This is a genomic window from Saccharothrix sp. NPDC042600 (genome assembly GCF_040647305.1).
GTDB lineage: Bacteria > Actinomycetota > Actinomycetes > Mycobacteriales > Pseudonocardiaceae > Actinosynnema > Actinosynnema mutabilis.
This window is the reverse complement of record NZ_JBEZBW010000087.1, coordinates 1-26,379: the sequence shown is the minus strand read 5'-3', so window position 1 is coordinate 26,379 and position 26,379 is coordinate 1. Positions and strand designations below refer to the sequence as shown.

Genomic DNA, 26,379 nt, shown 5'->3' with positions numbered 1-26,379 from the left:
TTTTTGTCGGTGCTCGTCGTTAACCTCCCGCCATCACGTTGTGATCGACTGGTTGGAGGAGCCGTGGGCTGGCTGGACGCCGCTGCCGGGTATCAGGTGCGGCTGGGTGAGGGCGGGCGCGTCCAGTGCCGCAACGCCAAGGGGAAGGTGCTGTCCTCGGTGCCATCGTCCATCAAGGACGATCCGCAGGTCGTGCAGTTGCGCCAACTGGCCGAGTGGCTGGCGCGGCACGAGGCCGAGTGCCTGGCCACCGTGGACGGTTGGATGGTGCGGTCGCTGCCGGTGCCCACCGCGTTGCTCGCGGAGGTGTGGGCGGACGCGGCGTGGGCCGCGGTGCTGCGCGACCTGGTCGTGGTGGCCGACGGCGAGGTCGGGTTCCTGCGCGACGCCGACGCCGAGCGCGGCCTGGGCGTGGTCACGCTGGACGGCGACACGGTGCGCCGCAAGCCCGAGACGGTGACCGTGCCGCACCCGGTCCTGTTGGCGGACCTGGAGGAGCTGCGCGAGTTCGGCGCGGAGCTGGGCGTGGAGCAGAAGGTGCAGCAGCTGTTCCGGCAGACCTTCGCCAAGCCCGCGCGACTGCCCGCGCGCAACACCGTCGACGACTTCTCCGGCGGGAAGTTCGAGCAGCTCAACCACGCGCTGGGCCGGTGCCGCACGCTGGGCTACCCGGTGCGCGGCGGCGACGCGGTGTACTCGGCGTTCGAGGGCGGCCGGGTGGTGGAGGCCCGGTTCTGGATCGGGTCGGACTACCCCGAGGGCGAGACGTGGACCGGCGACCTGAGCTGGGCGCTGGAGAACGGCACGACCGTGCCGCTGGCCGAGGTCGGGCCGGTGGCGTGGTCGGAGGGCATGCGGATGGCGTCGGCGATCCACGCCGGCCGGGTCGTCGAGGAGGCGGTCGCGTCATGAGCACCGAGAAGGCACTCATCGCGGCCGGCGCCGTGCTGCCCGGCGTGGGCGCGGCCGGCGAGGACCGCGACACGGTCACCGCCCGCCACTACGCGCACCCGGCGCTGGGGGACCGGGTCGTGGTCCGCCTGGTGCCCGCGGTCCTGGGCCGCGCGGAAGACCTGACCTGCGAGTTCCTCGGGTTCGCCGAGCCGGCGCGGGTCGCCGAGGTCGGCACCGGCCGGCGCAGCGCGCTGGGCTTCCCGGCGTGGGCGCTGGTCAACGACCCGAAGAACGCCCACCACGCGCTCAACCTGGTCAAGGAGGTCGAGCGGCTGGCGCGGGTGGCGAAGTCCCGCGCGGGCGCGGCGAAGGACGGGTTCACCGCGCTGGGCGACATGCTGGGCCGCTCCGCCCCGCACTTCCTGCCCACGTTCTACGAGCAGGCGGGCCGGATCTTCCTGCAGCACGGCAACCAGACCTACGCGGCCACCATGTTCGGCAAGGCGCGCGAGGCGGAGGAAGTGCACGACCTCGCCGTGGACCCGGAGCGCACCCGCGAGGTGTTCCTGGAGTTCGCGTTCGCGGGCGCGTTGACGGCCAAGGCGCTGTCGGCGCACGCGAAGGGCTTGGCGCGCAAGCACGACGCCGACGCGGCCTACGAGCTGTTCCTCACGCTGTGCGTGGAGCGCACCAAGGGCGGTCTGCCGCCGTACACGGGCATGCCCGAAGACCTGCGCCGGCTGGCCCGCGCGGCCAAGCGCGACCTGCGCGCCGAGGACGAGCGCCTGCTGCGGGCGGTGCTGGAGAGCACGGCGGTCAGCCGCGCCACGGCGTCGTTCTGGAAGTCCTACCGGGACTCGTTGATCCGCCTCGCGACGGCCGACGCCGGGGTCCGCGCGCAGCTGCTCACGTTCGTGCCCGCGTCGGCGTCCACAGTGGACACGTGGCTGGAGATCCTCACGGCGTGCGGCGCGACCCGCGAACTGGTCGAGCCGGGCGGGGCGGCCGACGCCGCCGAGTGGCTGTCGTCCGTGCTGGGCGTGCGGTCGAGCGGGTGGCGCGAGCACGGCCGGTCCGCGGCGCTGCTGGAGCTGGTCGAGGCGATGGCCGACCGGTTGGTGGCCGACGGCAAGCCGGTCCGGGCGCTGCGCTCGTGGCGGCAGGGTGAGCTGGACCTGCTCGACCTGATGGTGTCGCGGGGCGTGCCGATCGCCGAGGGCGACCGCGCGGACCTCGAACTGTACGTGCAGGGCTGGCTGTCCGACGAGGAGCCGGGCCGGCGCGACCTGGCGGCGCTGGCCGCGTCCGAGCGGTTCGTGGGCGGTCTGGGCGACGGGCTGGTGTCCTACCTGCGCAACGTGCGGCAGAAGGCGTCGGTCGCGCCCGAGGTGCTGGTCACCGTGCTGTCCGTGCCGGGTCTGCGCACCGCGTCGCGGCACTGGATCTCCCGCCGGGCCGGGCGTTCGGCGCTGGGGCTGCCCGCGCTGGGCCGGCACCTGGAGGACCTGGCCGTGGTGGCGCTGCCGGAGGCGTTCGCCGACATCCCGGAGGTGGCCGAGGCGTTGGCCGCCACCGACGTGGGCGCGGCGCTGCACGCGACCCTGCGCGCCGGCCTGCTCGACGAGCTGGGCTGGCCGGCCCTGGAGGAGGCGGTCGCGAAGCTGCGCGTCGGCGGCCCGAAGGACGAGGACGTCACGATGTGCGGCGAGGGTTGGCCCGCGCTGGTGCTGCGGCGCGGCGAGACCTTCGTGGTGGTGGGGCCGGACGGGGTCCTGGCCGAGCACGTGTCCCGCATCCCGGCCGACGACCGCCACCGGTGGGCGTTCTCGCCCAGCGCGTACTGGTTCGACGGTGTCCTGCTGGTCCGCTGGCACGGCCAGGACGGCGAGCGGGCGTACTGGAGCGACGCCCCCGACCACGTCTTCGACCCGCAGACCGGGCGCAGCGCGTACTACGGCAGCCACGGCGTGCCGCGCGCGTCCATCGGGCTGGCCGACGGCTCCCGCTTCGCCGGCGGCCGGGCCGTGCGGCCGGGCGACACCAAGCTGCCCGAGCCGGGGCAGGCGTACGGCGACGGCACGTCGCTGTGGACCTACGCGTGGGGCGAGCGGACGCTGCGCTGGCGGGAGGTCGATCCGGCGACCGGTGAAAAGGGGCGGGAGAGCCAGCCTCGGTTCGTGGAGGACTTCGCCGCCGACGGCGCGACCATCGCGTTCGACGACTGCGACCTGCGGCCCGCCGTCGAGGCCACGCTGGGCAGCCCGCTGGGCGCCGCGGCCGGCCTGCACGGGTGGCGCGTGCGCCGGGAGGCCGACGGCGCCGCGGTCGGCGAGGGCGTCGACGGGCGGCGGGTCCGGCTGATCGCGCCCGGCCGGGCCAACCCGGTCGGGTCGCTGCGGCTGCCCGGCGGCGGTCGGCTCGACCTGGTCGGCGGCCTGGGCGCGGTCACGTTCTACGACGAGCGTGGCGTGGAGCTGGGCGATGTGAAGGCCGAGCCGAGCCTCCAGCGGTTCGCCGCCGGCACGCCGCTGGTCCCGCCGCTGGACTGGTGGCACGTGCTCAAGCCGCGTGACGAGGCCGGGTCGGCGGCGCTGCGGGCGGTGTCCCGCGCGGCCGTGGACGCGATGCTCGCGGCGGCCCTGGACGCGCCCGCCGACGCGCGCAGCCGGTCGGAGCGGCTGGCGGCGTTCACGCGCGGCGACCACGACCACGAGCTGGTCCGCGCGGTGCTGCGCGCCCTGCCCGGCCTGACCCACCCGGGTCTGCTCGCGGGCGTGGTCGAGCTGGTGCGCCGGGCGGCCGACCTGCTGGTCCGCTACCGCCGCTACGGCGAGATCGCCACCCTCGCCCGCGCGGTCGACACGTCGGTGTTCGCGCCGCGCGGCCCGGTGGTCACCGAGGAGGCGATGAGCGCGGCGCTGTCGTGGTTCACCGCGGCCTCGGGCGGCCCGGGCACCGTCGAGACCCGCGTGCCGGGGCAGGTCGCCGAGCTGGCCGCCCTCGCGGCGGAGGCCACGCCCGCCGGCCGCGAGCTGGGCGAGCACAGCCCCACGTGGTGGTGGCAGTGGCTGCCGGACCTGGCCGCGCTCGCGCACCGCGCCGCGTCCCCGCTGACCCCGTCGGAGCACCGGGACGCGTTGACGCTGCTGCTGGGCGCGATCGCCGAGCACGGGCTCGCCGACGCGCCGGGGCACTGGCGGATGGTCGGGGCGGTCGTGCCGGAAGGCGCGGCCAACCCCAAGCACCGCGTCACGCCCGTGGCGGGCGGCTTCCTGGCGGTGTACCAGGAGAACTGGCGGTACAACGCGGACAACCGGTTCGACGGCCTGCAGTACGCGGCCACCCCGGGCCGGTTCGAGTTGCCGCGCGGCTGGACCCTGGAGTTCGCGCACGAGATCGCCACGACGTTCGGGTCCGAGCGGATCCGGCGGTTCCTGGCGGCGCTCGCCGACCGCGGCCCCGCGCCGTGGTTCCCGGCGGCGGTGGCGGAGTTCGCCGAGCGCACCGGTCTGGGCACGGCCGAGTCGACCGTGCTGCTGGCCGGGATGCCCGGCGTGGACGCGTGGCAGTCCACCTACCTGAGCTCGGCCGAGCGCAAGCTGCTCGACCTGTCCGCGGCCGGGGCGAAGACCGCGAAGGAACGGCTGCGCCCGCTGGACGACGCGTTCCGCCGCCGGCTGCTCGCGGCGGCCGTGCCCGCCGACCCGGCCGACCTGTGGACCACCGGTCCGGACGTGGCGGCGGTGGCGGAGGTGTGGATCGCCGAGATGGGCGTGCGCCGCCCGGTGCCCGACGACGTGCTGGCCGACGCGGTGAAGCTGCCGATCCGCTCCAGCGGCGAGTACGTGACGGCGGTGGTCAACCCGGAGAGCACACCGTGGCTCACCGTGGACCGCGACCAGCGGCTGGAGGGCGGCGCCCTGGTGGCCCGCCACCCCGAGGGCTTCGGCACGGGCGCGTTGCAGGCGGTGCCGGACGTGCTGGCGTGGCTGGCCTACCGGTTGCCCGCGGCCTCGCCGCTGCGCGCCTCGCTGCCGGTGGCGCTGGACCTGGTGCGGCAGCGGGTCGCGCACCCCGGGTTCTTCGTGGAGATCAGCAACTGGATGGAGTCCAAGCCGCTGTACGCGTTGCTCGGGATCGCCGAGCCGGCGCAGGGCGAGGTGTTCCAGGCCCGGCCGTGGCTGTCGGTGATCCGCAGCGACGACCACTACAGCCGGGTCATCGCGAACGTCGGCCTGGTCGGGCCGGGCGACCGGCGGGAGTTGGCGGCGCTGGCCGAGTTGGGCTACGCGCAGGGCGTGGTCGCTGCGCTGGACGTGCTGCGCGCGGAGTCGTTCACGGCGGCGTGCGCGGCGCGGGCCGACGTCGATCCGGACGTGTACTTCCAGGACCCGCTGGTGTCCGCGCCCGACCTGGTCGCGGAGGTTGCGGCGAGCACGGGCCTGCCCGAGGACGCGGCCGTGCTGTACCTGCAACTGCTGGCGCTGCCGGACCCGACCGACGCCAACGTGACCCGGTGGACCGGGTGGAAGCCGGCGCGGCTGCGCAAGGCCCGTGAGGCGCTGGCCGCGACCGACCTGGTGCTGACCGCCAAGCGGGCACGGGCGGGGCGCTCGCTGTTCCTGCCCGGCGGGTGGCTCGCGCTGGGCAGCCCGCACGTGCCGCTGGAGTCGTGGAAGGCGCCGATGTTCGGCTTCACCACGCAGCCCGCCGGCGTGATCGTGCCCCGCGAACCCGTCGCCGACCTGTTCGCCCGTGCCTGGCGGCGGGTGTTCGACGGCGACACCCCCGCCTACGAAGAGCTGAAGACCGGAGGACGACGGTGACCGCCGCACGGCAGATCGAACCGGCCGAGCACGCCTACCGCGAGGAGTTGGCGTTCCTGGCCGCCTACGACGACGGCCCGCGCCCGCCGGGCTGGCGGCTCACCCCGCGCGCGGTGGTCACGTTCGTGATGGGCAGCGGCGGTGACGCGCTGGCGCTGCCCGCGCCGGTCGAGGGACTGCCGGCGCGGCTGGCGATCAGCACGAAGTTCGTGGGGGAGCGGGCCCTGGTGGAGCGGGCGGTGGTGACGCTCGCCGGTGAACGCGGTCTGCTGCTGGTCGGTGAGCCGGGCACGGCGAAGTCGATGCTGTCGGAGTTGCTGGCGGCGGCGGTGTCGGGCAGTAGCCAGCTCGTCGTCCAGGGCACCGCGGGCACCACCGAGGACCAGTTGCGCTACGGCTGGAACTACGCGCTGCTGCTCGCCGAGGGACCGACACCGCGTGCGCTGGTGCCTTCGCCGGTGCTGAACGCGATGCGGGGCGGCGGCGTGGTGCGGGTCGAGGAGGTCACCCGTTGCCTGCCGGAGGTGCAGGACGCGCTGGTGTCGATCCTGTCCGACCGGCGCATCGCGGTGCCGGAGCTGTCCGGCACGGAGGGCGAGGCCGTGCACGCCGCGCCCGGGTTCACCGTGATCGCCACGGCGAACCTGCGCGACCGGGGCGTGTCGGAGATGTCGGCGGCGCTCAAGCGGCGGTTCAACTTCGAGGCGGTCGGCCCGATCGGGTCGCTCGCGGCGGAGACCGAGCTGGTGCGCCGCCAGGCCACGGCGGCGCTGGAACGGGTGCGCGCGCCGTTCGCGGTGGACGACGTGGTGCTGGAGGTGCTGGTCACGGCGTTCCGCGACCTGCGCAACGGGGTGTCGGAGGAGGGCTGGGCGGTGGAGCGGCCGTCCACGGTGATGAGCACGGCGGAAGCGGTCTCGGTGGCGACCGCGCTGGGCCTGTCCGACGCGTACTTCCCCGGCGACCGCGACCCGCTGTCCTTGCTCCCCGGCCACCTGCTGGGCGTGGTCCGCAAGGACGACCCGTCCGACGCGGCCAAGCTCCTGGGCTACTGGGACGGCGCGGTGCGCCGCCGAGCCGAGAGCGGCGCCCGCACCTGGCGCCGGCTCTGGGAACTCCGCGATGTCCTCGACGCCTAACCCGCCCCCGCCCGCCCCCGCCAAGCGGCGGGGGCCGGACGGCCCACCCGACCCCGCCGGCTCGCACGATCCCGCCGGCTCGCACGAGCCCACCGGCCCGCACGAGCAGGCCGGCTCGCACGAGCAGGCCGGCTCGCACGATCCCGCCGGCCCGCGCGCGCAGGCCGGCTCGCGCGAGCGGGCCGACGCGCGGGAGTTCGCCGCCCGCCTGGCCGAGCACCGAGCCCCGGTCCTCATCGGCGTGCGGCACCACTCGCCCGCCCTGGCCGCCGTCATGCCCGATCTCCTCGCGGCGGCCGATCCGGAGGTGCTGCTGGTCGAGCTGCCCGAGGAGCTCGGCTCGTGGCTGCCGCACCTCGCCGACCCCGGCCTGACCGCCCCGGTCGCCCTGTCCGGCGCGCACCGCGACGGCAGCGGCCTCGCGTTCTACCCGTTCGCCGACTTCTCGCCCGAGCTGGCGGCGATCCGGTGGGCGTTCGCGCACGGCGTCGAGGTCCGCACCTGCGACCTCCCCCTGTCCCTGCGCGGCGAGGGCCACACGCCGGCCGTCAGCACCGGCACACCGCTCGCCGACGCACTCCAGCGCGCGGTGACCGGCCGCGACGGCGACGACCTGTGGGACCGCCTGGTCGAGGCCGCCGCGCCCGGCCAGACACCCGAGTCCGTGCGGCGCGCCGCCCTGCTCGTCGGGTGGGCGCTGCGCGGCGACGCCGCCGACGGACCCGGCGTGGACCCGTTCGACCTGCGCCGCGAGGCGTGGATGCGGCAGGCCGTCGCCCGTGTCGGCGACCGGCGTTGCGCGGCGGTCGTCGGCTCGTTCCATGCGGCGGCCCTGCTCGACCCCGCCACCGCGGAGTCCACAGTGGACGAGAAGTCCGACCTGGTGACCTCGCTGGTGCCCTACGGGTTCTCGTTGCTGGACGAGCGTTCCGGCTACCCGGCGGGCATCCGCGACCCGGAGTGGCAGCAGGCCGTGTTCGAGGCCGGGGGAGACCCGGCCGCGATCGAGGCCGCCGCGGCGGCGTTCATCGTGCGGATCTGCGCGCGGGTGCGGGAACTGGGGCACCCGGCCGGTCCCGGCGAGGCGCGGGAAGCGCTGCGGATGGCGGTCGATCTCGCCCGCCTGCGCGGCCTGCCCGCGCCCGGCCGCGGCGAGCTGGTCGAGGCGGTCCAGTCCGTGCTGACCCACGCCGAGCCGCTCGGGCGCGGCCGGGTCGTGGCGCGGGCCGCCGGTGACGTCCTGGTCGGCCACCGCACGGGCGTCCTCGCGCCCGGCACCCCGCGTTCGGGCCTGGCCCCGGCCGTCGAGGACCTCCTGGCCGACCTGCGCCTGCCCGGCCCGGGCACGCGCGAACCCGCGGACCTGCGCCTGGACCCCCTCCGGTCCGCCCTGGACGCCCGCCGCGAGATCGCGCTGCGCCGCCTGGCCGTCCTCGGCGTCTCCTACGCCGAGGAGACCGCGACCGCGGGCGTCGGCGGCGGCGACGCCCTGACCACCCGGTGGACCGCCGCGTGGTCCCCGGCCACCGCCGCGACGCTGCCGGTGGCGGGCCTGTGGGGCGCGACCCTGCCGCTGGCGGCCCGCGGTCGCCTGCGCGCCCGCCGCGCCGAACGCGAGCAGCGCGGCGGCCACACGCCCACCGACGTCCTGACCGACCTCCACGACGCCGCCCGCTGCGGCCTGCCGGACCTGGTCGGCGACCTGCTCGCCGACATGGCCACGGTGCTCCCGTCCGCCGGCACCCTGAACGACCTCCTCGCCGCCCTGGCCCTGCTGGACCGCCTCGGCGCGGGCCACGTCCCGGGCACACCCGCGGACGTCCTGACCGCACACCCCCTGCTGGCCCGCGAACTGGAGACCGCCGCCGTCGCCCAACTCGACGGCCTGGCGGGCTCGGAGGACCCGGCCGACGCCCACGCCCTGGTCGAACTGGGCCGCCGCCACGACACCCACGGCACCGGCATCCGCCTGGCGTCCGCGCTGCGCCGCCTGTCCGACGAGGGCGTGCCGATGATCGCCGGCGCGGCCGGTGCGGCCCGGGTCCTGCTGGGCCTGTCCGCACCGCACGAACTGGGCGAGCGCGTGGCGTCCTGGATCGACAACGCCACCACACCCGAACGGCGAACCGTGCTGCGCCAAGGCCTGACCGGCGTCCTGGCCGCCGCGAGCCCCCTCCTGGAGACCCCGGAGGCCCTCAACCCCTTGCTGGACCGCGTGAGCGCCCTGCCGGACCAGGACTTCCTGGACCGCCTGCCCGCCCTGCGCGGCGCGTTCACCTCCGTCGGCCCGGCCGCGCGTTCCCGGGTGCTGGCGGTGGTCGAGGAACGCACCGGTGACCGGGTGGACGTGCCCGGCGCACCCGACCCCGAGGTGCTCGCGGTGTGGCTGAACGCCGAACTGGCCGCCCTGGAGTCCTTGCGCTCCCACGGCCTCGGTGACCCACCGTCCTTTGTGGACCAATCGGCCACCGAACCCGCACAAGGCATACCCACCACCCCCGGCGACCTCCCGGTCATCGTCAGGTGGCGCCTGGTCCTGGGCTCCCGCGGCGAACGCCCGGCCGGTGCCGCCCGTTTCGCCGCCGCCCTGGACGAGCTGTACGGCGCGGACCGCGGTGAAGGAGCGAGGCGCGGCGACCTGGGGGCGGACCGGTCCGCCCCGTTCCCCGACGTCCGGGAGTGGTCCGAGGAGCTGGCCGAGCTGTTCGGCGAACGCGTCCGGGAGGAGGTCCTGGCCGCCGCGGCCGAAGGTGGGCGCATCGAAGCGGCGATGGCGATCGACCCGGAGTCCGTGCGGCCGTCGGTCGAACTGCTGCGGACCGTGCTGTCCCTGGCCGGCGGCCTGTCCGAGCAGTCCCTGGCCCGCCTGCGCCCCCTGGTGGCGCGCCTGGTCGCGGAACTGACCGCCCAGCTCGCCAACCGGGTCCGCCCGGCGCTGACCGGCATCCAGCTGCCGACCCCGACCCGACGCCCGGGCGGACGCCTGGACCTGCCCCGCACCCTGCGCGCGAACCTGGCCACCGCCCGGCGCACCGAAGACGGCCGGGTGCTGGTGGTGCCGGAGCGTCCGGTGTTCCGCACCCGTGGCCGGAAGGCGAGCGACTGGCGGCTGGTGCTGGTGGTGGACGTGTCCGGCTCGATGGAGGCGTCCACGGTCTGGTCGGCGCTGACCGCCGCGGTGTTCGCCGGCGTGCCCGCGCTGACGACGCACTTCCTGGCGTTCTCGACGGAGGTCGTGGACCTGACCGACCGGGTCGCGGACCCGTTGTCCCTGCTGCTGGAGGTGCGGGTCGGCGGCGGCACGCACATCGCGGGCGCGTTGCGGCACGCCCGTTCCCTGGTGACCGTTCCGGAACGGACGATGGTGGTGCTGGTCAGCGACTTCGAGGAGGGCGGCCCGGTGGGGTCGCTCGTGGCGCAGGTACGCGAACTGGTCGCGTCGGGCGTGACCGTGCTGGGCTGCGCGAGCCTGGACGACCGGGGCAAGGCCCGCTACTCGACGTCCGTCGCGGGCGCGCTGGTCGCGGCCGGCATGCCGGTGGCGGCGCTGAGCCCGCAGGAACTGGCCCGCTGGGTGGGGGAGAAGGTGCGCTCATGACCCTGCCGCCGGTAGCCCCCGCGGTCCTGGCCGACGTCCTCGACGCCCTGCCCCCGCGCCTGCGCAAACGCGTGGACACCTCGCTGGACCGCGCGTCGGGCTGGGCGATCACCACGTCCCCCACCGAAGCCCGCGCGGAACTGGACCCCGAGACCACCCTGACCTGGACCCTCCACGACGGCGTCCTCACCGACGCGACCAACCTGGCGTGCACCTGCCTGCTCGCCCCGAAGTGCCTGCACCGAGGCGTAGCGGTAGCCGCCGCCCCCATCACCGACCCGGCGACCACCCCACCCGCCCCGGATCCGCCCCCTCCCGGCGAATCCGCCGCCCCGCACACCGACCCCGCAACCGCTCCCGGCGGATCACCACCACCTGCCAGGGTCGATGGGGAGGTCCCTACCGCCGTCAGCCCCGCCGAACAGGACGCCGCGAACGCGCTGTGGGCGGCCTGCGCGACGATCCTGCGCGCCGGCGCGACCGGCAGCGGCGTGGTCGTCCGGGCGGAACTGCTGAGAGCCGTGCACACCGCCCGCGTCACCGGCCTGCACCGGGCCGCCGCCGGCGGGCTCCACATCGCCACGGCGTTGGCGGCGTGCCAATCCGGCGACTCCTCGTTCGACCGCGAAGTCCTGGCGGCCGAACTGGTCGACCTGATGCTGCTCTGCCACGACCTGCGCACCACCCCCACCGCCACGACGGCCCACCGCGGCACCGCGCGACGCGAGTACCGCCCCATCGGTTCCCTGCGCCTGTACGGCCTGTGCACCGAAGCCGTCGTCACCACAACGGGTTACGGCGGGGTGGTCACCCACCTGGTGGACGACACCGGCACCCTGTGGACCGTCCCGTCGATCCTGCCCGGCGGCCCCGAACGCGTCCCGGCCGCCGCCAACGGCCCGGTGGCGATCGGCGAATCCGGCCTGACCCACCACGCCCTGGGCAGAGCCGGCCTGCTCCTGTCCGGCGGCACCGCGTCCCCGGACCACCGCCTGGGCGCGGGCAAGCAGGTCCGGGCGGTAGCGGCCTCGGGCGCCCCCTGGGACACCGAACCCCTGACCGCCCTCTGGTCCCGTCCCCTGACGGACCAGCTCACGGCCGCCTTCGCCGCCCTGGACCTCCCGGAATCCCACCGCCCGCCAACCCTGCTCTTCGCCGAGGGCGAGGTGGCAGCCCCGGCAGGCCACGCGCTCCGCATGAGCACCGCGACCGGCACCCTGGACCTGACCACCGACGACGACACCACCAGGGAGAACCTGCGCGTGCTGGCCAAGTTCCCCGGCCTACCCCTGCGCGTGATCGCCCGCCCCACCCTCGACCACCCGGGCACCGCCACACCCCTGGCCGTCGCAAGCCCGGCCCTGACCCTCCCCAAGCCCCTCAACACCCACGCCGACCTCTCCCTGGACCACCTACAACCCTCCTACATCACCCACCCGTCAACCCCCACGCAACACCTCACCCCAACCCCCACTTCCCTCCCCACACCGCTGGCACCACTCAAGAACGTCCTGCACCGCATCACCCTCGGCGGTCGCCCAGCCGCCGCCCCACCCTCCACCGCCCGAGCCGCAACGACCCTCGCCACCACCGGCCTGACCACCACCGCCGCCCTCCTCACCGACCTGGCCACCACCTGCCGAGACCGCGACCGGGACGCCTTCGGCCGAGTGGTCCGAGACGACACGGAAGCCTTCCCCACGGCGTGGCTGAGAGCCGGCCTGCACGTCCGCGAGTTCACCCGAGCCGTGGCCCGTCAGGCCTGGTTGGAGGCGGTCGGCTGACCGCGCGGACGTTTCACCGCCCAGCCCCGGGGTAGACAACTCCACAGTGGACGCAGTGTGACTGTGGCCATCACTCGAACGTGGAGTGGTGGTGTCATACGGGCGACGAGGTGGGTTTGATGAGTGGGTGGGGTGGGCGGCTGTTGGGTGTGGTGGGCATGCTTGCGGCTGTGGTTGTCGCGCCGGTGCCCGCTGTGGGGAACTCGTACGTCGGGGTCGGGGACGCGCAGTCGTTCTGGCTGCACCTCAACGGCACCCCCACCCCCGAGTGGATGCTCGCCGCCGAAGCGCGCCGGCACGCCTACATCGTGCTCAACGCCTGGGAAGGCGACATCCTGCGCCGCGTCAAGCACTACAACCCCAAGGTCCAGGTGTTCGTCTACAAGGACCTGTCCTCCACCCGCAGCTACGCCTGCCGCGGCGGCGTCGACGACAAGCACCTCCCCGCCGGCGTCGGCTACTGCGCCGCCGACCGCGAGCACCCCGAGTGGTTCCTGGACAACGCCAAGGGCAAGCGCCTGGAGTACGACGGCTACCCCGGCCACTGGCAGATGGACATCGGCAACACCGCCTACCAGAACACCTGGGCCGACAACGTGATCGCCGACGCCAAGGCGAGCGGGTTCGACGGCGTGTTCATGGACAACGCCCTGTTCCCCTGCGACGCCTACCACCCCGGCGTCTGCCCGCGGAAGTACCCGACCGACGCCGCGTTCCAGACCGCGTACAAGCAGATGCTCGCCAACACCCGCCCCAAGTTCACCGCCGCGAACCTCAAGACCGTCGCCAACCTGTCCAACGCCCGCCTGCACGCCGGCGCCTGGGACACCTACACCGAACACCTCGACGGCGGCTTCGACGAGTGGTGGCTCGCGTTCTCCAACGACAACCTCCTCCCCGAGTACGACCAGGGCTGGAGCCGCCAGGTCGCCGAGATCGCGGCCAACGAGCGGCGCGGCAAGATCACCTGGGTGCAGCCGCACTTCTCCCCGGGCCGCGAACAGCCGTTCCGATACGCGATGGCGAGCTACTACCTGGTCGTCGGCGACAAGGCCGCCATCGCGGAGATGGAGAAGACCGACGACTACGGCGACCCGACCGCCCGCGACCCGATGTACTACTGGAACCTCGGCACCGCCGAGCAGCCGTACCGCGAGATCGCGCCCAAGGTGTACCGGCGGGACTTCACGTGCGGCGCGGTGATCGTCAACGCCAACCCGACGAAGTCCGGGTCGGTGCGCATCGACCTGGGTCAGCCGTACGCCGACGAGCGCAACGTGCCGGTCACGGCGGTCTCGCTGCCCGGCACATCCGGGACGGTTCTGCGGAAGTCCTGCTGATCTCGCGCGTACCTTGATCGGTATGACGATCACGCGCCTGCACCACGTGGGGCACGTCGTGCGCGACATCGCCCGGGCCACGACCCTGTACCGCCGCCTCGGCTTCACCGTGCCGCCACCGAGTTGCCCGGCACTCGCCCCGAGCGAGGGCGCGGACCCCGAACCGTTCGGCGCGGCCAACACGCACGCCGACTTCCCCGCCGACTTCCTGGAACTGGTGACCCCGGTGGCCGGCAGCGTCCCTCCCGACGCGGAACTCGTGCCGCTGCAAGCACCTCCGGAGGTGCTGCCCGTCCTCCTGGACCGCATCTCCGCGACCACCGCCGACCTGACCGCCCACCTGGACCGGTTCGAGGGCCTGCACATCCTCATGCTCTCGACGTCCGACATCGACGCCACGGCCGCCCGCCTGGCCGAGGCCGGCGTACCCCACGGCGGCGTGAACACCGTGCAACGCCCGGTCGAGCCCGGCGTGCTGGAGACCGTGCGGTACCTGGAACTGGACGACACGCCCGAGGGGCGGGTGGGCGCGGTGGCCGACCTGGACCCGCGGTTCCAACACAACCGCCACCTCGACCACCCCAACGGGGCCACCGGTGTGCAGGAGGCGATCCTGTGCGTGGACGACCTCGACGCGGCCGAATCCCGCTACACGACGTACCTGGGCGTCCCGGCGCTGCACGCACCCCACACCCGCACGTTCACCCTGGGGCCGGCGCGGCTGACCCTGACCACCGATCTGTCCGCGCTCCTGCCCGACGAGCAGCCGCCCGCGCTCCCCGGCCTGGCCGCCTGCGCGGTGACCGTCCGGGACCTCGACGCGACCGAGGAACACTTGCGGGACAACGGTTTCACGCTCGGCCGCACACCCGACGGCGACCCGTTCGTCCCGGCGCGCGAGGCACTGGGAGCAGCCATCATCTTCCGCGCCGGCCGGTGAGCGACTGGCCGTGCCGGCCGGTGAGCCGCTGCCCCGCGGTGAGCGGCTGGCCGTGCCGGCCGGTGAGCCGCTGACCACGCGGTGAGCGGCTGGCCGTGCCGGCTGGTGCGGTGGCCGGCCTCCGGCCCCCGGTTCCATGGTCGCACGGGGTACCGACAATTGCGGGAAGCTCACGAGCCGCCGGAGTGGGCGCGGCGGTAGGTGGTGGGGCTGACGCCGTAGGTCGCTCGGAACAGGCGGCTCACGTGTGGGGCGTCGTACAGGCCCCAGCGGGCGGCTATGGCGGCTACCGTGCGGTGGGCCAGGAGGGGGTTTTCCAGGTCTCGGCGGATGCGGTCCAGGCGGCGGGATCTGATCCAGGCCGCCAGGGAGCGGTCCGTGTCGGCGAACAGGCGGTGGGCGTAGCGGACCGAGATGTGGTGGGCGCGGGCCACCGTTCGCGGGGACAGGGTCGGGTCGCTCAGGTTGGCCTCGCAGTAGGCGATCATGCGGGCCGTCAGGGTCGAGGGCTCGGGCTGGGGCGTGCCCGCGAAGGTCAGGGAGATCAGGTCCACCAGGGCGTCGGCCAGGTGGGTGCCCGGGGCGTCCACGTTCGGCAGTTCGTCCGCCAGGCCGGTGAAGAAGGCTGCCACCAGCCCGGTGACGCCGCGGGTGGCCGGGACCGGGGTCGCCACGACCTCGCGCAGCGCGTCCGGGCCGGCGGCGAAGGAGTGGCGCGGGCAGGCGATCACGACCGTGCGGACCTCGCCGTCGAGGGCTTCGAGGTGTTCCAGCGCGTACGGCCTGGTCGTGTCGTAGACGGCCAGGTCACCCGGCCGCATGACCTCGCGCCGACCGTCCTGCGCCACGCCCATCGTGCCGGACAGTTGGAGCGCGACCTTGTAGACGTCGTTGTCGCTGGAGCTGATCCGCCGAGCCGGCCGGTCCACGCTCACCGGCGACGTGCGGATGTCGGAGACCAGCAGCCCACCGGTGGCCCGGGCGCGGATCGTGGCGTGGAACGGCGGGCCGTCCTGCGCTCGGACGAGCAGCGGCGCGAACGCGGTGGACGCCGCCGTCTGGAACCGCTCGACCCGGTCCGCGGGCGGCTCGGTGTGGTCCGTGGTGAAGTCGGGCACGGGCGCCTCCCCGCCGACAACCGTACCCGGATCGACAACGCCGCGTGCACGCGCCGGCGTGGCCGGGGACCGGGGTCGCCGTAGCGTGGTCCCGCCACGGCGCGGGCGGAGCAGGGGGAGCCGGCGGTGGGCGGGAACCCACCGCCGGGGTCACGCGTTCGCCACGGCGAGGTCCTGGGGGGTCTTCGCCGCGGGCGCGGGACGTTCGCGCCGTGGCCTTCGCCCGCTCACCAGGGCGTACCCCACGGCGCCGAGCAGGCCGGCCAGCGCCAGGGCCGCGCCGAGCCCGAGACCGGGCGGGGTCCAGCGGATCTTCACCTCGCCGCTCTCGACGTCGGCGGGCAGGTCCACGACGAGCAGGCCCGCCGGGCCCTGCCGGGTGGCCAGCTCACGGCCGCCGACCTCCGCCCGGTACCCCGGCCACGCCAGGCGCGCGAACACCAGTTGGGCGGGACCGCGGTCCTTGGTGAACTTCACCGACTCGTCCCGGTCGTCCGGCGAGACGTCCTCGCCCACCCGCACCCCGGGCGAGGCGTGGGACAGCCGGCCGCCCGGCCACGGCAACGGCTGCTCGCGCCGCAACGACGTGTGCGTGGCCGTCCGGTCGCCGATCCGCCACCCGGGCGGCGGCTGCACGTCGGGCAGCACGTCGTTCTGCACCAGGATCGTGCCCACCCGCAGCAGGTCCACCAGCGGACGCCCGTCCACCGCGGTCGGCGCGAGGATCTGCCCGAGGCTCGCCGCGCACGTCGTGCCCTTGTAGTTCATGCAGGTCGCGGTGGCGAACTCGCGGAACGACATGCCCGAGTACGACCCGGTCGACCTCAGGTCGGCCACCAGGCCCACGTTGCCCGGCAGCACGGTCCCCACCGGGAACGTCGTGCCGTCGTGCGGCAGCGCCTGCGCCTTCAGCTCCGACACCGACCGGGGGAACCCGTACCCCGCCACGTCCAGGTTCGCCGGGAACCACGACGTCTGCAGCAGCAGCGCCGCGCCCACACCGGCGACCAGCGCCGCGTACGTCGCCTGCGGCCGGACGAACCGGGCCAGCGCCACGGCCACCGCGGCCCCGACGGTCAGCAGGGCCAGCGCCACCACGTGCTGCCGCCACTGCCACGGCTGCGCCGCGAAGCTCAGGTACCCCGACAGCAGCAGCGCCGCCGCCGTCAACGCCACCCGCCGCCGCACGTGGTCGAACCGCGGCCCGCCGGTGAACGCCACCGCGAACAGCACCCCGACCGCCAGGTACACCACCTCCAGGTGGCGCAGCGGGAACCGGAACATCCACATGTTCGACGGACCCACCGCCAGCAGCACGTACGCCGCGAGCACGACGAACACGCCCGACAGCTCCCGCCACCGCTCGCGCAGCCGCCGCCAGTGCAGCCACGGCAGCAGCGGCACCACGAACCACGCGAAGTACACGCCCGGCGAGTGCAGGCGGTAGTCCAGGCTGAACGTCCGGATCATCGGCCGGTGGCTGGGCATGCTCATCGACAGCAGGTCCGACAGCCGCGGCATCAGGATGCCGTCGCTGGCGAACCCCTGCCCGGCGCGCATGGTCACCGACGACGTCCCCAGCAGCGGCAGGTACACCAGCGGCACGAACAACGCCACCAGCCCGCCGATCAGGACCAGCCTCACCAGCGCCGACCGGTCCCGCCGCAGCCAGTTCTCCACCAGCAGCGCACCGAGCACCACGCACACGCCCAGCAGCCCGTACGGGTTGCCGGTGGTCACCGCGAGCGCACCGAACAGGATCGCCCACAACGGGCTCGCCGCGCCCCGGGCCGCCCGCCGCGCCGCCCACCACGTGTAGGGCAGCCAGGCGAACGCCATCAGCCCGGCCACCCACGACGCGGTGTCGAAGTACAGCGTGAACCCGCTGAACGGCAGCGCGATCGCGACCACCGCCGACGGCCCGCGCCCGGCGCCGTGCTCCCGGCACACCAGGTAGACGCCCAGCGCCAGCAGCGCCAGGATCTCCGACTTCACCACCAGCGCGGCCAGACCCAGGTCGTCGAACCGGGACACCAGGATGAAGTTGCCCAGGTTGACCGGGTTCCAGATGCCGAACAGCGCCTCGGCGGGCAGGTTGCCGCCCATCCAGCCGTCCACGTCCAGCAGCGGCGGCCAGTCGCCGCCGAGCAGCCGGTGACCCAGGTGGTGCCAGGTCGGCATGAACTGCACCGCGCTGTCGTCCCACACGTAGAACAACCGGTTGCGCAGGTACGGCACCTGGGCGAGCAGCACGACAGCGGCGCACACGCCGAACGCGACCAGCGGGCCCCACACCCGCCGGTGGACGAGCGTCGTCACGACGTCCGTTCCTCTTCCCTGATCGGTGGCGCTGCGGGCTTCGACCGTCCGGTGAGCACCAGCTGCGCGACGATGAACGTGAACGGGATCGCCACCGCCGCCGCGAGCAGGGGCGCGATCCGCTGGTTGACCGCGAACCACGTGACCAGCACGTACAGCCCCGCGGTGGTCACCACGAAGTTGGTCGCGTTGGACAGCGGGAACAGCAGGAAGGTCTTCCACGACGGCTTCGTGCGGAAGGTGAAGAAGCAGTTCATGAAGTACGAGCCGACCATGGCCAGCACGAACGCCAGGACGTGCGCGGCCATGTAGGGCAGCGCCAGCTTCAACAGCAGGTACAGGCCGTAGTACACGCCCGTGTTGAGCACGCCGACCAGTCCGAACCGGACGATCCGGCCGAGTTTCGCGGTCACGACGTCGACCGCTCCGCGAACGGGCCGGCCACGACTTCGCCGCGCACCTCGGCGGCGTGCTCGGGCAGCTCACGTCCCAGCGGCAGGGTCACCGGGATGTGGCCCGCGCCCGCCGACTCCTTGACCAGGAAGTGCGGCCGGCGCTTGGACTCGAAGTAGATGCGGCCGACGTACTCGCCGATCACGCCCAGGAACAGCAGTTGCAGGCCGCCCAGCACGAGCACCGCGCACATCAGCGTGACGTAACCGGGCACGTCCACGCCGTTGCGCACCGCGTCCACCAGCACCCACACCGCGTAGGCGAACGCCAGCACGGTCACCAGGCCGCCGAGGTAGATCGCGACCCGCAGCGGCTTGGAGTTGAACGACACCACGCCGTCGATGCCGTAGTTGAGCAGCTTGCGGAAGGTCCAGCTGCTGCTGCCGGCCGCGCGGGTGACGTTCTCGTAGTCGATCACGGCCGTGTCGAAGCCGATCCAGGCGAACAGGCCCTTGGAGAACCGGTTGTACTCGCCCAGCGACAGCAGCGCCTGCACCGCGCGCCTGCTCAGCACGCGGAAGTCGCCGACGCCGTTCTCCAGCTCCACGTCGATGACCTTGTTGATCATCTTGTAGTACAGGCTCGACACCAGCTTGCGCAGCGTGGCCTCGCCCTTGCGGGTGCGCCGGGCGATGACCTGGTCGTAGCCCGCGCCGATCATCTCGACCATGCGGCCCAGCAGCTCCGGCGGGTGCTGCAGGTCCGCGTCCATGATCGCGACGTAGTCGCCGGTGGCGTGGCTCAGCCCGGCCAGCATGGCCGCTTCCTTGCCGAAGTTGCGGCTCAGGGCGAGGTACTTGAAGCGCGCGTCGCGCTCGGCGATGGTGCGCAGCAGGTCCAGCGTCTTGTCGGTGCTGCCGTCGTCGACCAGCAGGACCTCGAAGTCCCCGCCCAGCGGCGGGAGCACCCGGCTCAGCGCCGCGTACAGCTCTTCCAGTCCGGCTTCCTCGTTGAAGCACGGCACCACGACTGAGATGCGCACAACTCCCCTTGAACCCCTGTTGGCCGAGTACCCCTGGGACTATCGCCGGCGGTCCCCACCCATTACCGACGCCGGACACCCGTATTGCGTTGCTTTGTCCGTCCTGGTCGTCCCCGTCCGACATTCTGTCGGTAGCCTGTCCGGCGCCGGCACGCGGGGATGGGGGGCGGCGGTTCCGATGGCACGTGCACGACCGTTGGCGGTGTTCGTCGCGCTGGTGCTCGCGCTGGTCGTGGCGTGCGCCGAACCCGCGCACGAGCCGGCCGGCGCGGCCGAGGTCGCCTACCTGCAGGTGGTCGCCCACCACGACGACGACGTGCTGTTCATGAACCCCGACGTGCGCGAGGCGGTCCGGTCGGGCAAGCGCGTGATGACGGTGTTCGTCACCGCCGGCGAGGCCGAGGTGGCCGACGCGAACGGCTACTCGGCGGCCCGCCAGGCCGGGGCGCGGGCGGCGTACGCTCGGATGGCGGGCGTGCCCGACGAGTGGGACGGCGCGGCGATGGACCTGGCCGGCGGCCGGGTGGGCGAGCGCTACACGCTGAAGGCGAAACCGCAGGTCGCGCTGGTGTTCCTGAACCTGCCGGAGGACGCGGACCCCCGCGCCGACGGCGGCCGGGGCGCGTTGCGGCGGCTGTGGCACGACCGGGCGGGCGGCGTGGTCTCCGTGGACACGCTCACCCCGACCGGCGGCAAGATGACCGAGCCGTCCACCTACACCGGCAACGCCCTGATCCGCGTCCTGGTCAAGATCATGGACGGCTTCCGGCCCACCGTGCTGCGCGTGCAGGACAGCGACCCGGACCCGGACTACCCGCAGTGGCAGCCCTGGCACGACCACCCCGACCACGTCATGAGCGCCCGGTTCGCGGAGGAGGCGGCCCGCGTCTACCAGCGCTCGCCGGACCGCCCGCGCCTGGTCGTGGTCGGCTACCGCGACTACAACATCGACCGCGCCCCGGTGAACCTGAGCCCGGACCAGCAGGCCGAGAAGCTCGCCGACTTCGCCGCCTACCAGGCCCACGACCGCTATGCGGGCGGCCACCCGTCCTACGACGCCTGGCCCCGCCGCATGTACTACCGCTGGGACCGGGGGACGGCCTGGGTGGGCAGGGCCGACGACGGCCTGCGCGCCTACGCGGCCCAGGGCCGGCGGCTGTTGGGCTGGCGCCAGGTCGGCTCGGGGTGGGAGCGCCTGGACGACCTCGGGTCGCCGGGCGGCAAGCTGGCCTTCGGCCTTTCCGTGACGCGGGGCAGGCACGGCATGACGGTGTGCGGGCGTCGCCTGGACACCCGGGACATCAGGTGCCGGGACGACCGAGGCTGGCACGCCCTGGGCAGCCCCGACCCGGGCGACCGCCGGGTGGGCACGCCCGCGGCGGCGGCGCACGGCGACGGCCGCGTGGCGGTGTTCGTCCGGGACGCGGGCGGCGGCGTCAGCCGGTCCGAACAGGACGCCGACGGCCGCTGGGGCGGGTGGACCAGGCTGGGCGGGTCGGGAGTGGTGGACGGCTTGGCGGCCGTGACCGGCGCGTCCGGGGCGCCGGAGGTGTTCGGGACGACGGTGGACGCGGTGGTCCACTGGGCGGGGTCGTGGGACCGGTCCTACCCGTCCACGCCGCCGGCCGGTCCGCCGAGCGTGGCGGTCGGGCCGGACGGGACGCTCACCGTGGTGCACGCGGTGGCGCAGACGGGTGAAGTCGTGCGCACCGCTCGATCGGGTGACGGTTGGTCGCCGCCGGTGCGTGCCCCCGGTCCGGGCGGGCCCGGGCAGCCGGCCGCGGTCCACGGCCGGGACGGGGTGGTGGTCGTCGGGCGGGACGCGGCGGGGGCGGTGTCGGTGAACGGCACGTCCGTGGGCGGGCAGCCGCTGGACTACCCGACGGCGGCGGTGGACGGGACCGGGCGGGTGGTCCTCCTGGCGATCGCCGCCGACGGCCGCCTGCACACCGCGGTGGAACAGGACGGCGGCCGGTTCTCGCCCTGGCAGGCGGCGGGCTAGCGGGGTTGGGCGCGGGCCGGGCCGGGTTGGGCGCGGGCCGGGTCGGGCCGGGTGGCGTTGGGCGCGGGTGGTGGGTCAGGCGGGTTGCGCGCGGGCGGGCGCGGGCGGTGGGTTGGCCGGGGCTTCGCGCGCGGGCAGTGGGTTCGCCGGGGTTTCGCGCGCGGGCGGCCGGTTGGCGGGTCAGCGGGGGTTGCCTCGTGGGCGGAGGCGGCCGGTGGGTAGGGGTGGGGCGGGTAGGCGGGGGCCGGGGTAGCCGTTCACGCGGCCGAAGCGGTCGGATTCGGCTTGCCACTCGTCGCGGAACCCGGCGATCTCGTCGTGCGTGCGGCCCACGAAGTTCCACCACATCACGATCTCCTCGCCGAACGGCTCGCCGCCCAGCAGGACCACGCGGGCCGGCTCGTCCGACGGGTTGGCCAGGTGGAGGGAATCCGCGCCGGTCGCCGTGCAGCCGAGTTCGCCGTGCCCGAGGCGGGTGCCGTTGAGGGTGGGAGCGCCCCGGTCCACCAGGACGCCGTGCTCGTGGGCCGGGTTCACGGCCAAGGTCAAGTCCGCCCGCGGGGCCAGCACCAGTTCCGCGCCCAGCAGCGGGCTGAAGGTGTCCACCGGGGACGTCTGCCCGCACAGGGTGCCCAGGAACACCCGCACCACCGCGCCCTGGACCTCGACGGGCTCGGGGGCGTGGTGCTGGAAGTTCCGCGGTGCGTCGCGGTGGCGGTCCGGGAGGGCGATCCAGAGCTGGACGCCGTGCAGGACCGTGGTGTCCGCCGTGGACACCTCGGAGTGGCAGATGCCCGCGCCGCCGGTCATCAGGTTCAGCTCGCCGGGGCGGACCACGGCGTGCACGCCGAGGCTGTCGCGGTGTTCGATCTCGCCGGTGAACAGCCAGCTCGCCGTCTGCAGACCGGTGTGCGGGTGCGGGGCGACGTCCATGCCACCGGTCCGCGACACGTCGTCGGGGCCGTAGTGGTCGGCGAAGCACCACGCGCCGATCATGGTGCGGTCGCGTTGCGGCAGCGTGCGGCGGACCGACATCGCCCGGGGACCGCCCAGCGGCACGTCCCTCGGCGTCAGGACCTCCACCGGCCGGTGCGCCGACGTGCTGCCGCACACCAGTTCAACCGGTGCCGCCTCGACGTTGCTCATGACCGGACCACGCGCATGATGACCATCAGCCCATCGTAGAGAAAGCGCGGTAATGCGTTGGCGGCTCGCCGCCGCACGGGCAGGCTGTCCCGCATGTCGTCGCACTCCGCGGTCGAGGAGTCGCGGGAGGCGATGCGGCTCGCCGACGCCAACCCCGCCCGGTCGGTGCCCGCCGCGCGCCGCGCCCTGCGGCGGGCCGAGCGGGAGCGCGACGCCGAGGCGGTCGCCGTCGCCGAGCAGGCGTGGGGGCACGCCCTCATGCAGACCGGCGCGGTGGACGACGCGATCCGGCACCTGCGCCGGTCCGTCCGGTACGGGGAACGCGCCGGGCGGCCCGAGATCGCCGCGCAGAGCCGGATGAAGATGGCGTTCGTGCTGGCCCAGCGCGGCTCGACGCGGTCGGCGTTGCGGGAGGTCGACGCGGCGATCGCCGTGCTGACCGGGCGGGCCGGCGCGCAGGCGCGGGCCCAGCGGGGCGCGATCCTCTACCACATCGGGCGGCTGGACGAGGCGTTCGCCGACTACCGGGCCGCCGTGCCGGCGCTGCGGCGGGCCGGGGACCGGTTGGGCGTGCAGCGGACCATCGTCAACCGGGGGTTGTTGCAGGCCGAGCGGCACGACTTCGAGGCGGCGCGCCGGGACCTGGCCGAAGCCGACGCCATCGCCCGCGACCTCGGACGGGAGCTGGCGGTCGGGATCATCACCGGCAACACCGGGTACGTGGCCGGGCTGCGCGGCGACGTGCCGGCGGCGCTCGCGGCGTTCGAGGAGGCCGAGCGGATCATCACCGGCCAGGGCGGGCAGGTCGCGGCCGTGCTCCAGGACCGGGCCGCGCTGCTGCTCTCGGTCGGGCTGATGACCGAGGCGCGGCACGCCGCCGAACGGGCCGTCGAGGCGTTCCGGCGGCACGGGCGGCGGCTGAAGGTGCCGGAGATGCAGTTGCTGCTGGCCCAGGTGGCGCTGTCGGAACGGGACTGGCCGACCGCCGCCGCGCACGCCCGGACCGCGCTGCGGGCGTTCGGGCGGCAGGGCCGGGCGCGGTGGGTCGCGCTGTCCCGTGCCGCCCTGCTCCAGGCGACGCTGGGCAGCGGCGAGCCGGACCGGGCCGCGGCACGGGACATCGACGCGACCGTCGCGACGCTGGCCGCCACCGGCCGCCCGCTGGCCGCGGTGCAGGCCCGGTTGGACGCGGCGCGGCTCGCCGAGCTGCGCGGACGTCCCGAGGCGGCGGCCCGGTACCGGGCGGAGGCGGCCCGGGTCCGCCGGCGTGGCCCGGCGACGCTGCGCGCCCGCGGCTGGTACGCCGAGGCGCTGGCCCGCCGCGCCGCCGGGGACACCGCCGGAGCCCTGCGCGCGGCCCGCAACGGCCTGCGCGTGCTGGACGAGCACCATGCCGCCCTGGCCGCGAGCGACCTGCGCGCGTACTCCGCCGCGCACCGCGCCGAGCTGGTGGACGTGGGACTGCGGATCGCGTTGGCGGAGGGCCGGCCGTCGGCGGTGTTCGAGTGGGCCGAACGCGGCCGGGCGAGCCGGTTGCTGGTCCGCCCGGTGCGTCCGCCGGACGACCCGCTCCTGGCCGCGCTGCTGCCCAAGCTGCGCGCCACGACGGCCGAGCTGGACCGGGCGCGCGCGGAGGGGCGGCAGACCGGTGGGCTCGTGCGCCGCCAGGTCGAGTTGGAGCGCCGCATCCGCGACCGGAGTCGGTTGTTGCGGGCTGACCGGGATGAGCGGGTCGGGGCTGAGGCGGCCGGGGCTGAGGGAGCTGGGGCCGAGCGGGGCGGGGCTGAGCGGGCTGAGCAGGCTGGGCCGGTGCGGGTGGGGGAGTTGTCGGCCGTGCTGGGTGATCGGGTGTTGGTCGAGTACGTCCAGGTCGATGGTCGAGTGTTGGCGCTGTCCCTGGTGGACGGTCGGTTGGAGCGGCACGACCTCGCGGCGGTGAGCGAGGTCGCGGGGCTGGTGGAGCGGGTGCCGTTCGCGTTGCGTCGGTTGGCCGGTGGGGCGGGGGTGGCGAGGGCGTTGGGGTTGTTGAGGGATGTGGCGGTGCGGCTGGACGCGTTGCTGTTGCCGTTCCCGCGCTTGGTCGCCGACCGGCCGCTGGTGGTCGTGCCGACCGGTGTCCTGCACAGCCTGCCGTGGTCGATCCTCCCGTCGTGCGCGGGACGGCCGGTGGCGGTGTCGCCCTCGGCGGCGTTGTGGCACCGGGCCGCGACCCGGCCGCCGTCGTCGGGCGAGGTCGTGGTGGCGGGTGGTCCGGGGTTGCCCGGTGCGCGGGAGGAGGCCGAGGCGGTCGCGGCGATCCACGGCCGGGTCCCGTTGGTGGGCGGCGCGGCGACCGTGGAGGCGGTGCTGGCGGCGCTGGAGACCGCCGGCACCGCGCACCTGGCCGCCCACGGCGTGCTGGCGTCGGACAACCCGCTGTTCTCCGCGCTGCGGCTGCACGACGGCCAGCTCAACGTGCACGACGTGCAACGGCTCAAGCGCGTGCCGGACACCGTGTTGCTGGCGGCGTGCGACGTGGGCCGGTCGGTCGTGGTGTCCGGTGACGAGTTGCTGGGCTTGAGCGCGATGTTCATCGAACGCGGCACGGCCCGGGTCATCGCGTCGGTGGTGCCGGTCCCGGACGCGGAGACCAAGCCGTTGATGACCGCCGTGCACCGGCGCTTGGTGGCGGGCGTCGCGCCGGCGCGGGCGTTGGCGGAGGCGCAGCTTGAGGTCGGGCCGTCCGGGTTCGTGTGCATCGGCGCGGGGTGAACCGGCCACCCCGGGCGTCCAGGGGGTGGCCGTTGTCGGAAGCCCTTCGCGTTACTTCTGGTTGATCCGCAGCATGTTGCCGGAAGGGTCGCGGAACGCGCAGTCCCGGACGCCGTAGGGCTGGTCCATCGGCTCCTGGAGGACCTCGCCGCCGGCCGCGCGGACCCGTTCGAAGGTCGCGTCGACGTCGGAGGTCGTGAAGATCACCCCGCGCAGCAGGCCCTTGGCGAGCAGCTCGGCGGCGGCGTCCCGGTCGGCGGCGGTGGCGTTGGGCGTGGCGACGGCGGGTTCGAGCACGATGTCCAGGTCGGGCTGGTCGGGCGACCCGACGGAGACCCAGCGCATGCCCTCGAAGGAGACGTCGTTGCGCACCTCCAGGCCGAGGGCGTGCCGGTAGAAGGCGAGCGCCTTGTCGTGGTCGTCGACCGCGATGAAACAGGTGGAAACCTTGATGTCCATGCCGGTCACGCTACGACCGGGGGTCGGGTTTCGCTTCTCCGTTCCTGATCGGTCGCAGGTACATCTTGGCGATGCACGCCGGGATCGCCGCCCCGTCCTCGTGGTCCCGGGCCCGGTAGGCGCTGGGCGACTCGCCGACCAACTCGGTGAACCGGGTGCTGAACGACCCCAGCGACGTACAGCCGACCGCGAAGCACACCTCGGTCACCGACAGGTCGCCACGCCGCAGCAACGCCTTGGCCCGCTCGATCCGCCGGGTCATGAGGTAGCTGTAGGGCGTCTCACCGAAGGCGGCCCGGAAGCTGCGCGAGAAGTGGCCGGGGGACATGAGGGCGACCTTGGCCAGGGCGGGGACGTCGAGTGGCAGGGCGTAGTCCCGGTCCATGGTGTCGCGGGCGCGCCTAAGCCGGACTATGTCGTCCAACGGCACCCGAGCGCGCTCTTTCACGCTCCTACGATCTCATAGGTGCGGCGGGGTGCTTCCAAGAAGCGGAGGCGGAGAGCGGCGAGCGGGAAGATCAAGAGCGAAAGCGAAGAGCGAAGAGCTAAAAGCGGCGCTCGCCGCGCGGCAGGCCCCCGGGGGTGGAAGGGCGTCGGTTCGTTCCCCGTACGGCCTGCCGGAGGCAAC

Annotated in this window: 16 protein-coding genes; 9 read left to right on the top strand and 7 right to left on the bottom strand. The window is 74.4% G+C overall.

Annotation, left to right across the window (positions count from 1 at the left end; all coding sequences use genetic code 11):
- The first annotated feature begins 63 nt into the window (after positions 1–63).
- From AB0A74_RS33500 to AB0A74_RS33470, 7 genes are all read left to right on the top strand, one after another.
- Positions 64–912, top strand: a complete 849-nt coding sequence (locus AB0A74_RS33500; RefSeq protein WP_358255865.1) for a DUF4132 domain-containing protein — start codon at positions 64–66, stop codon at positions 910–912.
- A complete protein-coding gene (locus AB0A74_RS33495) occupies positions 909–5,720 on the top strand; it encodes a hypothetical protein (RefSeq protein ID WP_358255864.1) in 4,812 nt (1,603 codons plus the stop codon). The genes AB0A74_RS33500 and AB0A74_RS33495 overlap by 4 nt, the downstream gene beginning before the upstream one ends.
- Positions 5,717–6,859 carry an AAA family ATPase gene (locus tag AB0A74_RS33490; RefSeq protein ID WP_358255862.1) on the top strand — a complete coding sequence of 381 codons (1,143 nt, stop codon included), beginning with the start codon at positions 5,717–5,719 and terminating at the stop codon, positions 6,857–6,859. The genes AB0A74_RS33495 and AB0A74_RS33490 overlap by 4 nt, the downstream gene beginning before the upstream one ends.
- Positions 6,843–10,457, top strand: a complete 3,615-nt coding sequence (locus tag AB0A74_RS33485) for a DUF5682 family protein (RefSeq protein WP_358255860.1) — start codon at positions 6,843–6,845, stop codon at positions 10,455–10,457. The genes AB0A74_RS33490 and AB0A74_RS33485 overlap by 17 nt, the downstream gene beginning before the upstream one ends.
- The gene (locus AB0A74_RS33480; RefSeq protein ID WP_358255858.1) at positions 10,454–12,241 is read left to right on the top strand and encodes a hypothetical protein; all 1,788 of its coding nucleotides are present in this window, start codon (positions 10,454–10,456) and stop codon (positions 12,239–12,241) included. Before AB0A74_RS33485 ends, AB0A74_RS33480 begins: the two co-directional genes overlap by 4 nt.
- Before the next feature lie 119 nt (positions 12,242–12,360).
- Positions 12,361–13,581: a putative glycoside hydrolase gene (locus AB0A74_RS33475; RefSeq protein ID WP_358255857.1), complete on the top strand. Its 1,221-nt coding sequence runs from the start codon at positions 12,361–12,363 to the stop codon at positions 13,579–13,581.
- Between the two features lie 22 nt (positions 13,582–13,603).
- On the top strand, positions 13,604–14,521 hold the full coding sequence (locus AB0A74_RS33470) for a VOC family protein (protein ID WP_358255856.1): 918 nt from the start codon (positions 13,604–13,606) through the stop codon (positions 14,519–14,521).
- 170 nt (positions 14,522–14,691) lie between these two features.
- Here the strand turns inward: AB0A74_RS33470 and AB0A74_RS33465 are convergent, their stop codons facing one another.
- The 4 genes from AB0A74_RS33465 to AB0A74_RS33450 form a co-directional block, all read right to left on the bottom strand.
- Complete coding sequence (locus AB0A74_RS33465; protein WP_358255854.1) at positions 14,692–15,639, bottom strand: helix-turn-helix domain-containing protein; 948 nt, start codon at positions 15,637–15,639, stop codon at positions 14,692–14,694.
- Positions 15,640–15,789: 150 nt separating this feature from the next.
- Positions 15,790–17,958 carry a hypothetical protein gene (locus AB0A74_RS33460; protein ID WP_358255852.1) on the bottom strand — a complete coding sequence of 723 codons (2,169 nt, stop codon included), beginning with the start codon at positions 17,956–17,958 and terminating at the stop codon, positions 15,790–15,792.
- Entirely contained in the window at positions 17,955–18,371 is a 417-nt protein-coding gene (locus AB0A74_RS33455) for a GtrA family protein (RefSeq protein ID WP_358255850.1), read from the bottom strand. The genes AB0A74_RS33460 and AB0A74_RS33455 overlap by 4 nt, the downstream gene beginning before the upstream one ends.
- The gene (locus AB0A74_RS33450) at positions 18,368–19,393 is read right to left on the bottom strand and encodes a glycosyltransferase family 2 protein (RefSeq protein ID WP_358255848.1); all 1,026 of its coding nucleotides are present in this window, start codon (positions 19,391–19,393) and stop codon (positions 18,368–18,370) included. The genes AB0A74_RS33455 and AB0A74_RS33450 overlap by 4 nt, the downstream gene beginning before the upstream one ends.
- Before the next feature lie 178 nt (positions 19,394–19,571).
- Between AB0A74_RS33450 and AB0A74_RS33445 the strand changes: the two genes are divergently transcribed.
- On the top strand, positions 19,572–21,395 hold the full coding sequence (locus tag AB0A74_RS33445; protein ID WP_358255846.1) for a PIG-L family deacetylase: 1,824 nt from the start codon (positions 19,572–19,574) through the stop codon (positions 21,393–21,395).
- A gap of 180 nt (positions 21,396–21,575) precedes the next feature.
- Here AB0A74_RS33445 and AB0A74_RS33440 read toward each other — a convergent pair whose 3' ends face one another.
- Positions 21,576–22,541, bottom strand: coding sequence for a pirin family protein (locus AB0A74_RS33440; RefSeq protein ID WP_358255844.1), 966 nt, complete (start codon positions 22,539–22,541; stop codon positions 21,576–21,578).
- 93 nt (positions 22,542–22,634) lie between these two features.
- Between AB0A74_RS33440 and AB0A74_RS33435 the strand changes: the two genes are divergently transcribed.
- The gene (locus tag AB0A74_RS33435) at positions 22,635–25,292 is read left to right on the top strand and encodes a CHAT domain-containing tetratricopeptide repeat protein (protein WP_358255842.1); all 2,658 of its coding nucleotides are present in this window, start codon (positions 22,635–22,637) and stop codon (positions 25,290–25,292) included.
- A 51-nt stretch (positions 25,293–25,343) separates the two neighbouring features.
- Here the strand turns inward: AB0A74_RS33435 and AB0A74_RS33430 are convergent, their stop codons facing one another.
- Together AB0A74_RS33430 and AB0A74_RS33425 are read right to left on the bottom strand one after the other, a co-directional pair.
- Positions 25,344–25,751: a VOC family protein gene (locus AB0A74_RS33430; RefSeq protein WP_358255840.1), complete on the bottom strand. Its 408-nt coding sequence runs from the start codon at positions 25,749–25,751 to the stop codon at positions 25,344–25,346.
- Between the two features lie 10 nt (positions 25,752–25,761).
- Positions 25,762–26,136, bottom strand: a complete 375-nt coding sequence (locus tag AB0A74_RS33425; RefSeq protein WP_358255838.1) for a helix-turn-helix transcriptional regulator — start codon at positions 26,134–26,136, stop codon at positions 25,762–25,764.
- Positions 26,137–26,379 lie beyond the last annotated feature (243 nt).

Excerpts from the sequence above, each read along its gene's own strand:
- AB0A74_RS33495 (WP_358255864.1), top strand. The coding sequence starts at position 909 with ATGAGCACCGAGAAGGCACTCATCGCGGCCGGCGCCGTGCTGCCCGGC.
- AB0A74_RS33485 (WP_358255860.1), top strand. The coding sequence starts at position 6,843 with ATGTCCTCGACGCCTAACCCGCCCCCGCCCGCCCCCGCCAAGCGGCGG.
- AB0A74_RS33480 (WP_358255858.1), top strand. The coding sequence starts at position 10,454 with ATGACCCTGCCGCCGGTAGCCCCCGCGGTCCTGGCCGACGTCCTCGAC.
- AB0A74_RS33475 (WP_358255857.1), top strand. The coding sequence starts at position 12,361 with ATGAGTGGGTGGGGTGGGCGGCTGTTGGGTGTGGTGGGCATGCTTGCG.
- AB0A74_RS33470 (WP_358255856.1), top strand. The coding sequence starts at position 13,604 with ATGACGATCACGCGCCTGCACCACGTGGGGCACGTCGTGCGCGACATC.
- AB0A74_RS33445 (WP_358255846.1), top strand. The coding sequence starts at position 19,572 with ATGGCACGTGCACGACCGTTGGCGGTGTTCGTCGCGCTGGTGCTCGCG.
- AB0A74_RS33440 (WP_358255844.1), bottom strand. The coding sequence starts at position 22,541 with ATGAGCAACGTCGAGGCGGCACCGGTTGAACTGGTGTGCGGCAGCACG.
- AB0A74_RS33435 (WP_358255842.1), top strand. The coding sequence starts at position 22,635 with ATGTCGTCGCACTCCGCGGTCGAGGAGTCGCGGGAGGCGATGCGGCTC.
- AB0A74_RS33430 (WP_358255840.1), bottom strand. The coding sequence starts at position 25,751 with ATGGACATCAAGGTTTCCACCTGTTTCATCGCGGTCGACGACCACGAC.
- AB0A74_RS33425 (WP_358255838.1), bottom strand. The coding sequence starts at position 26,136 with ATGGACCGGGACTACGCCCTGCCACTCGACGTCCCCGCCCTGGCCAAG.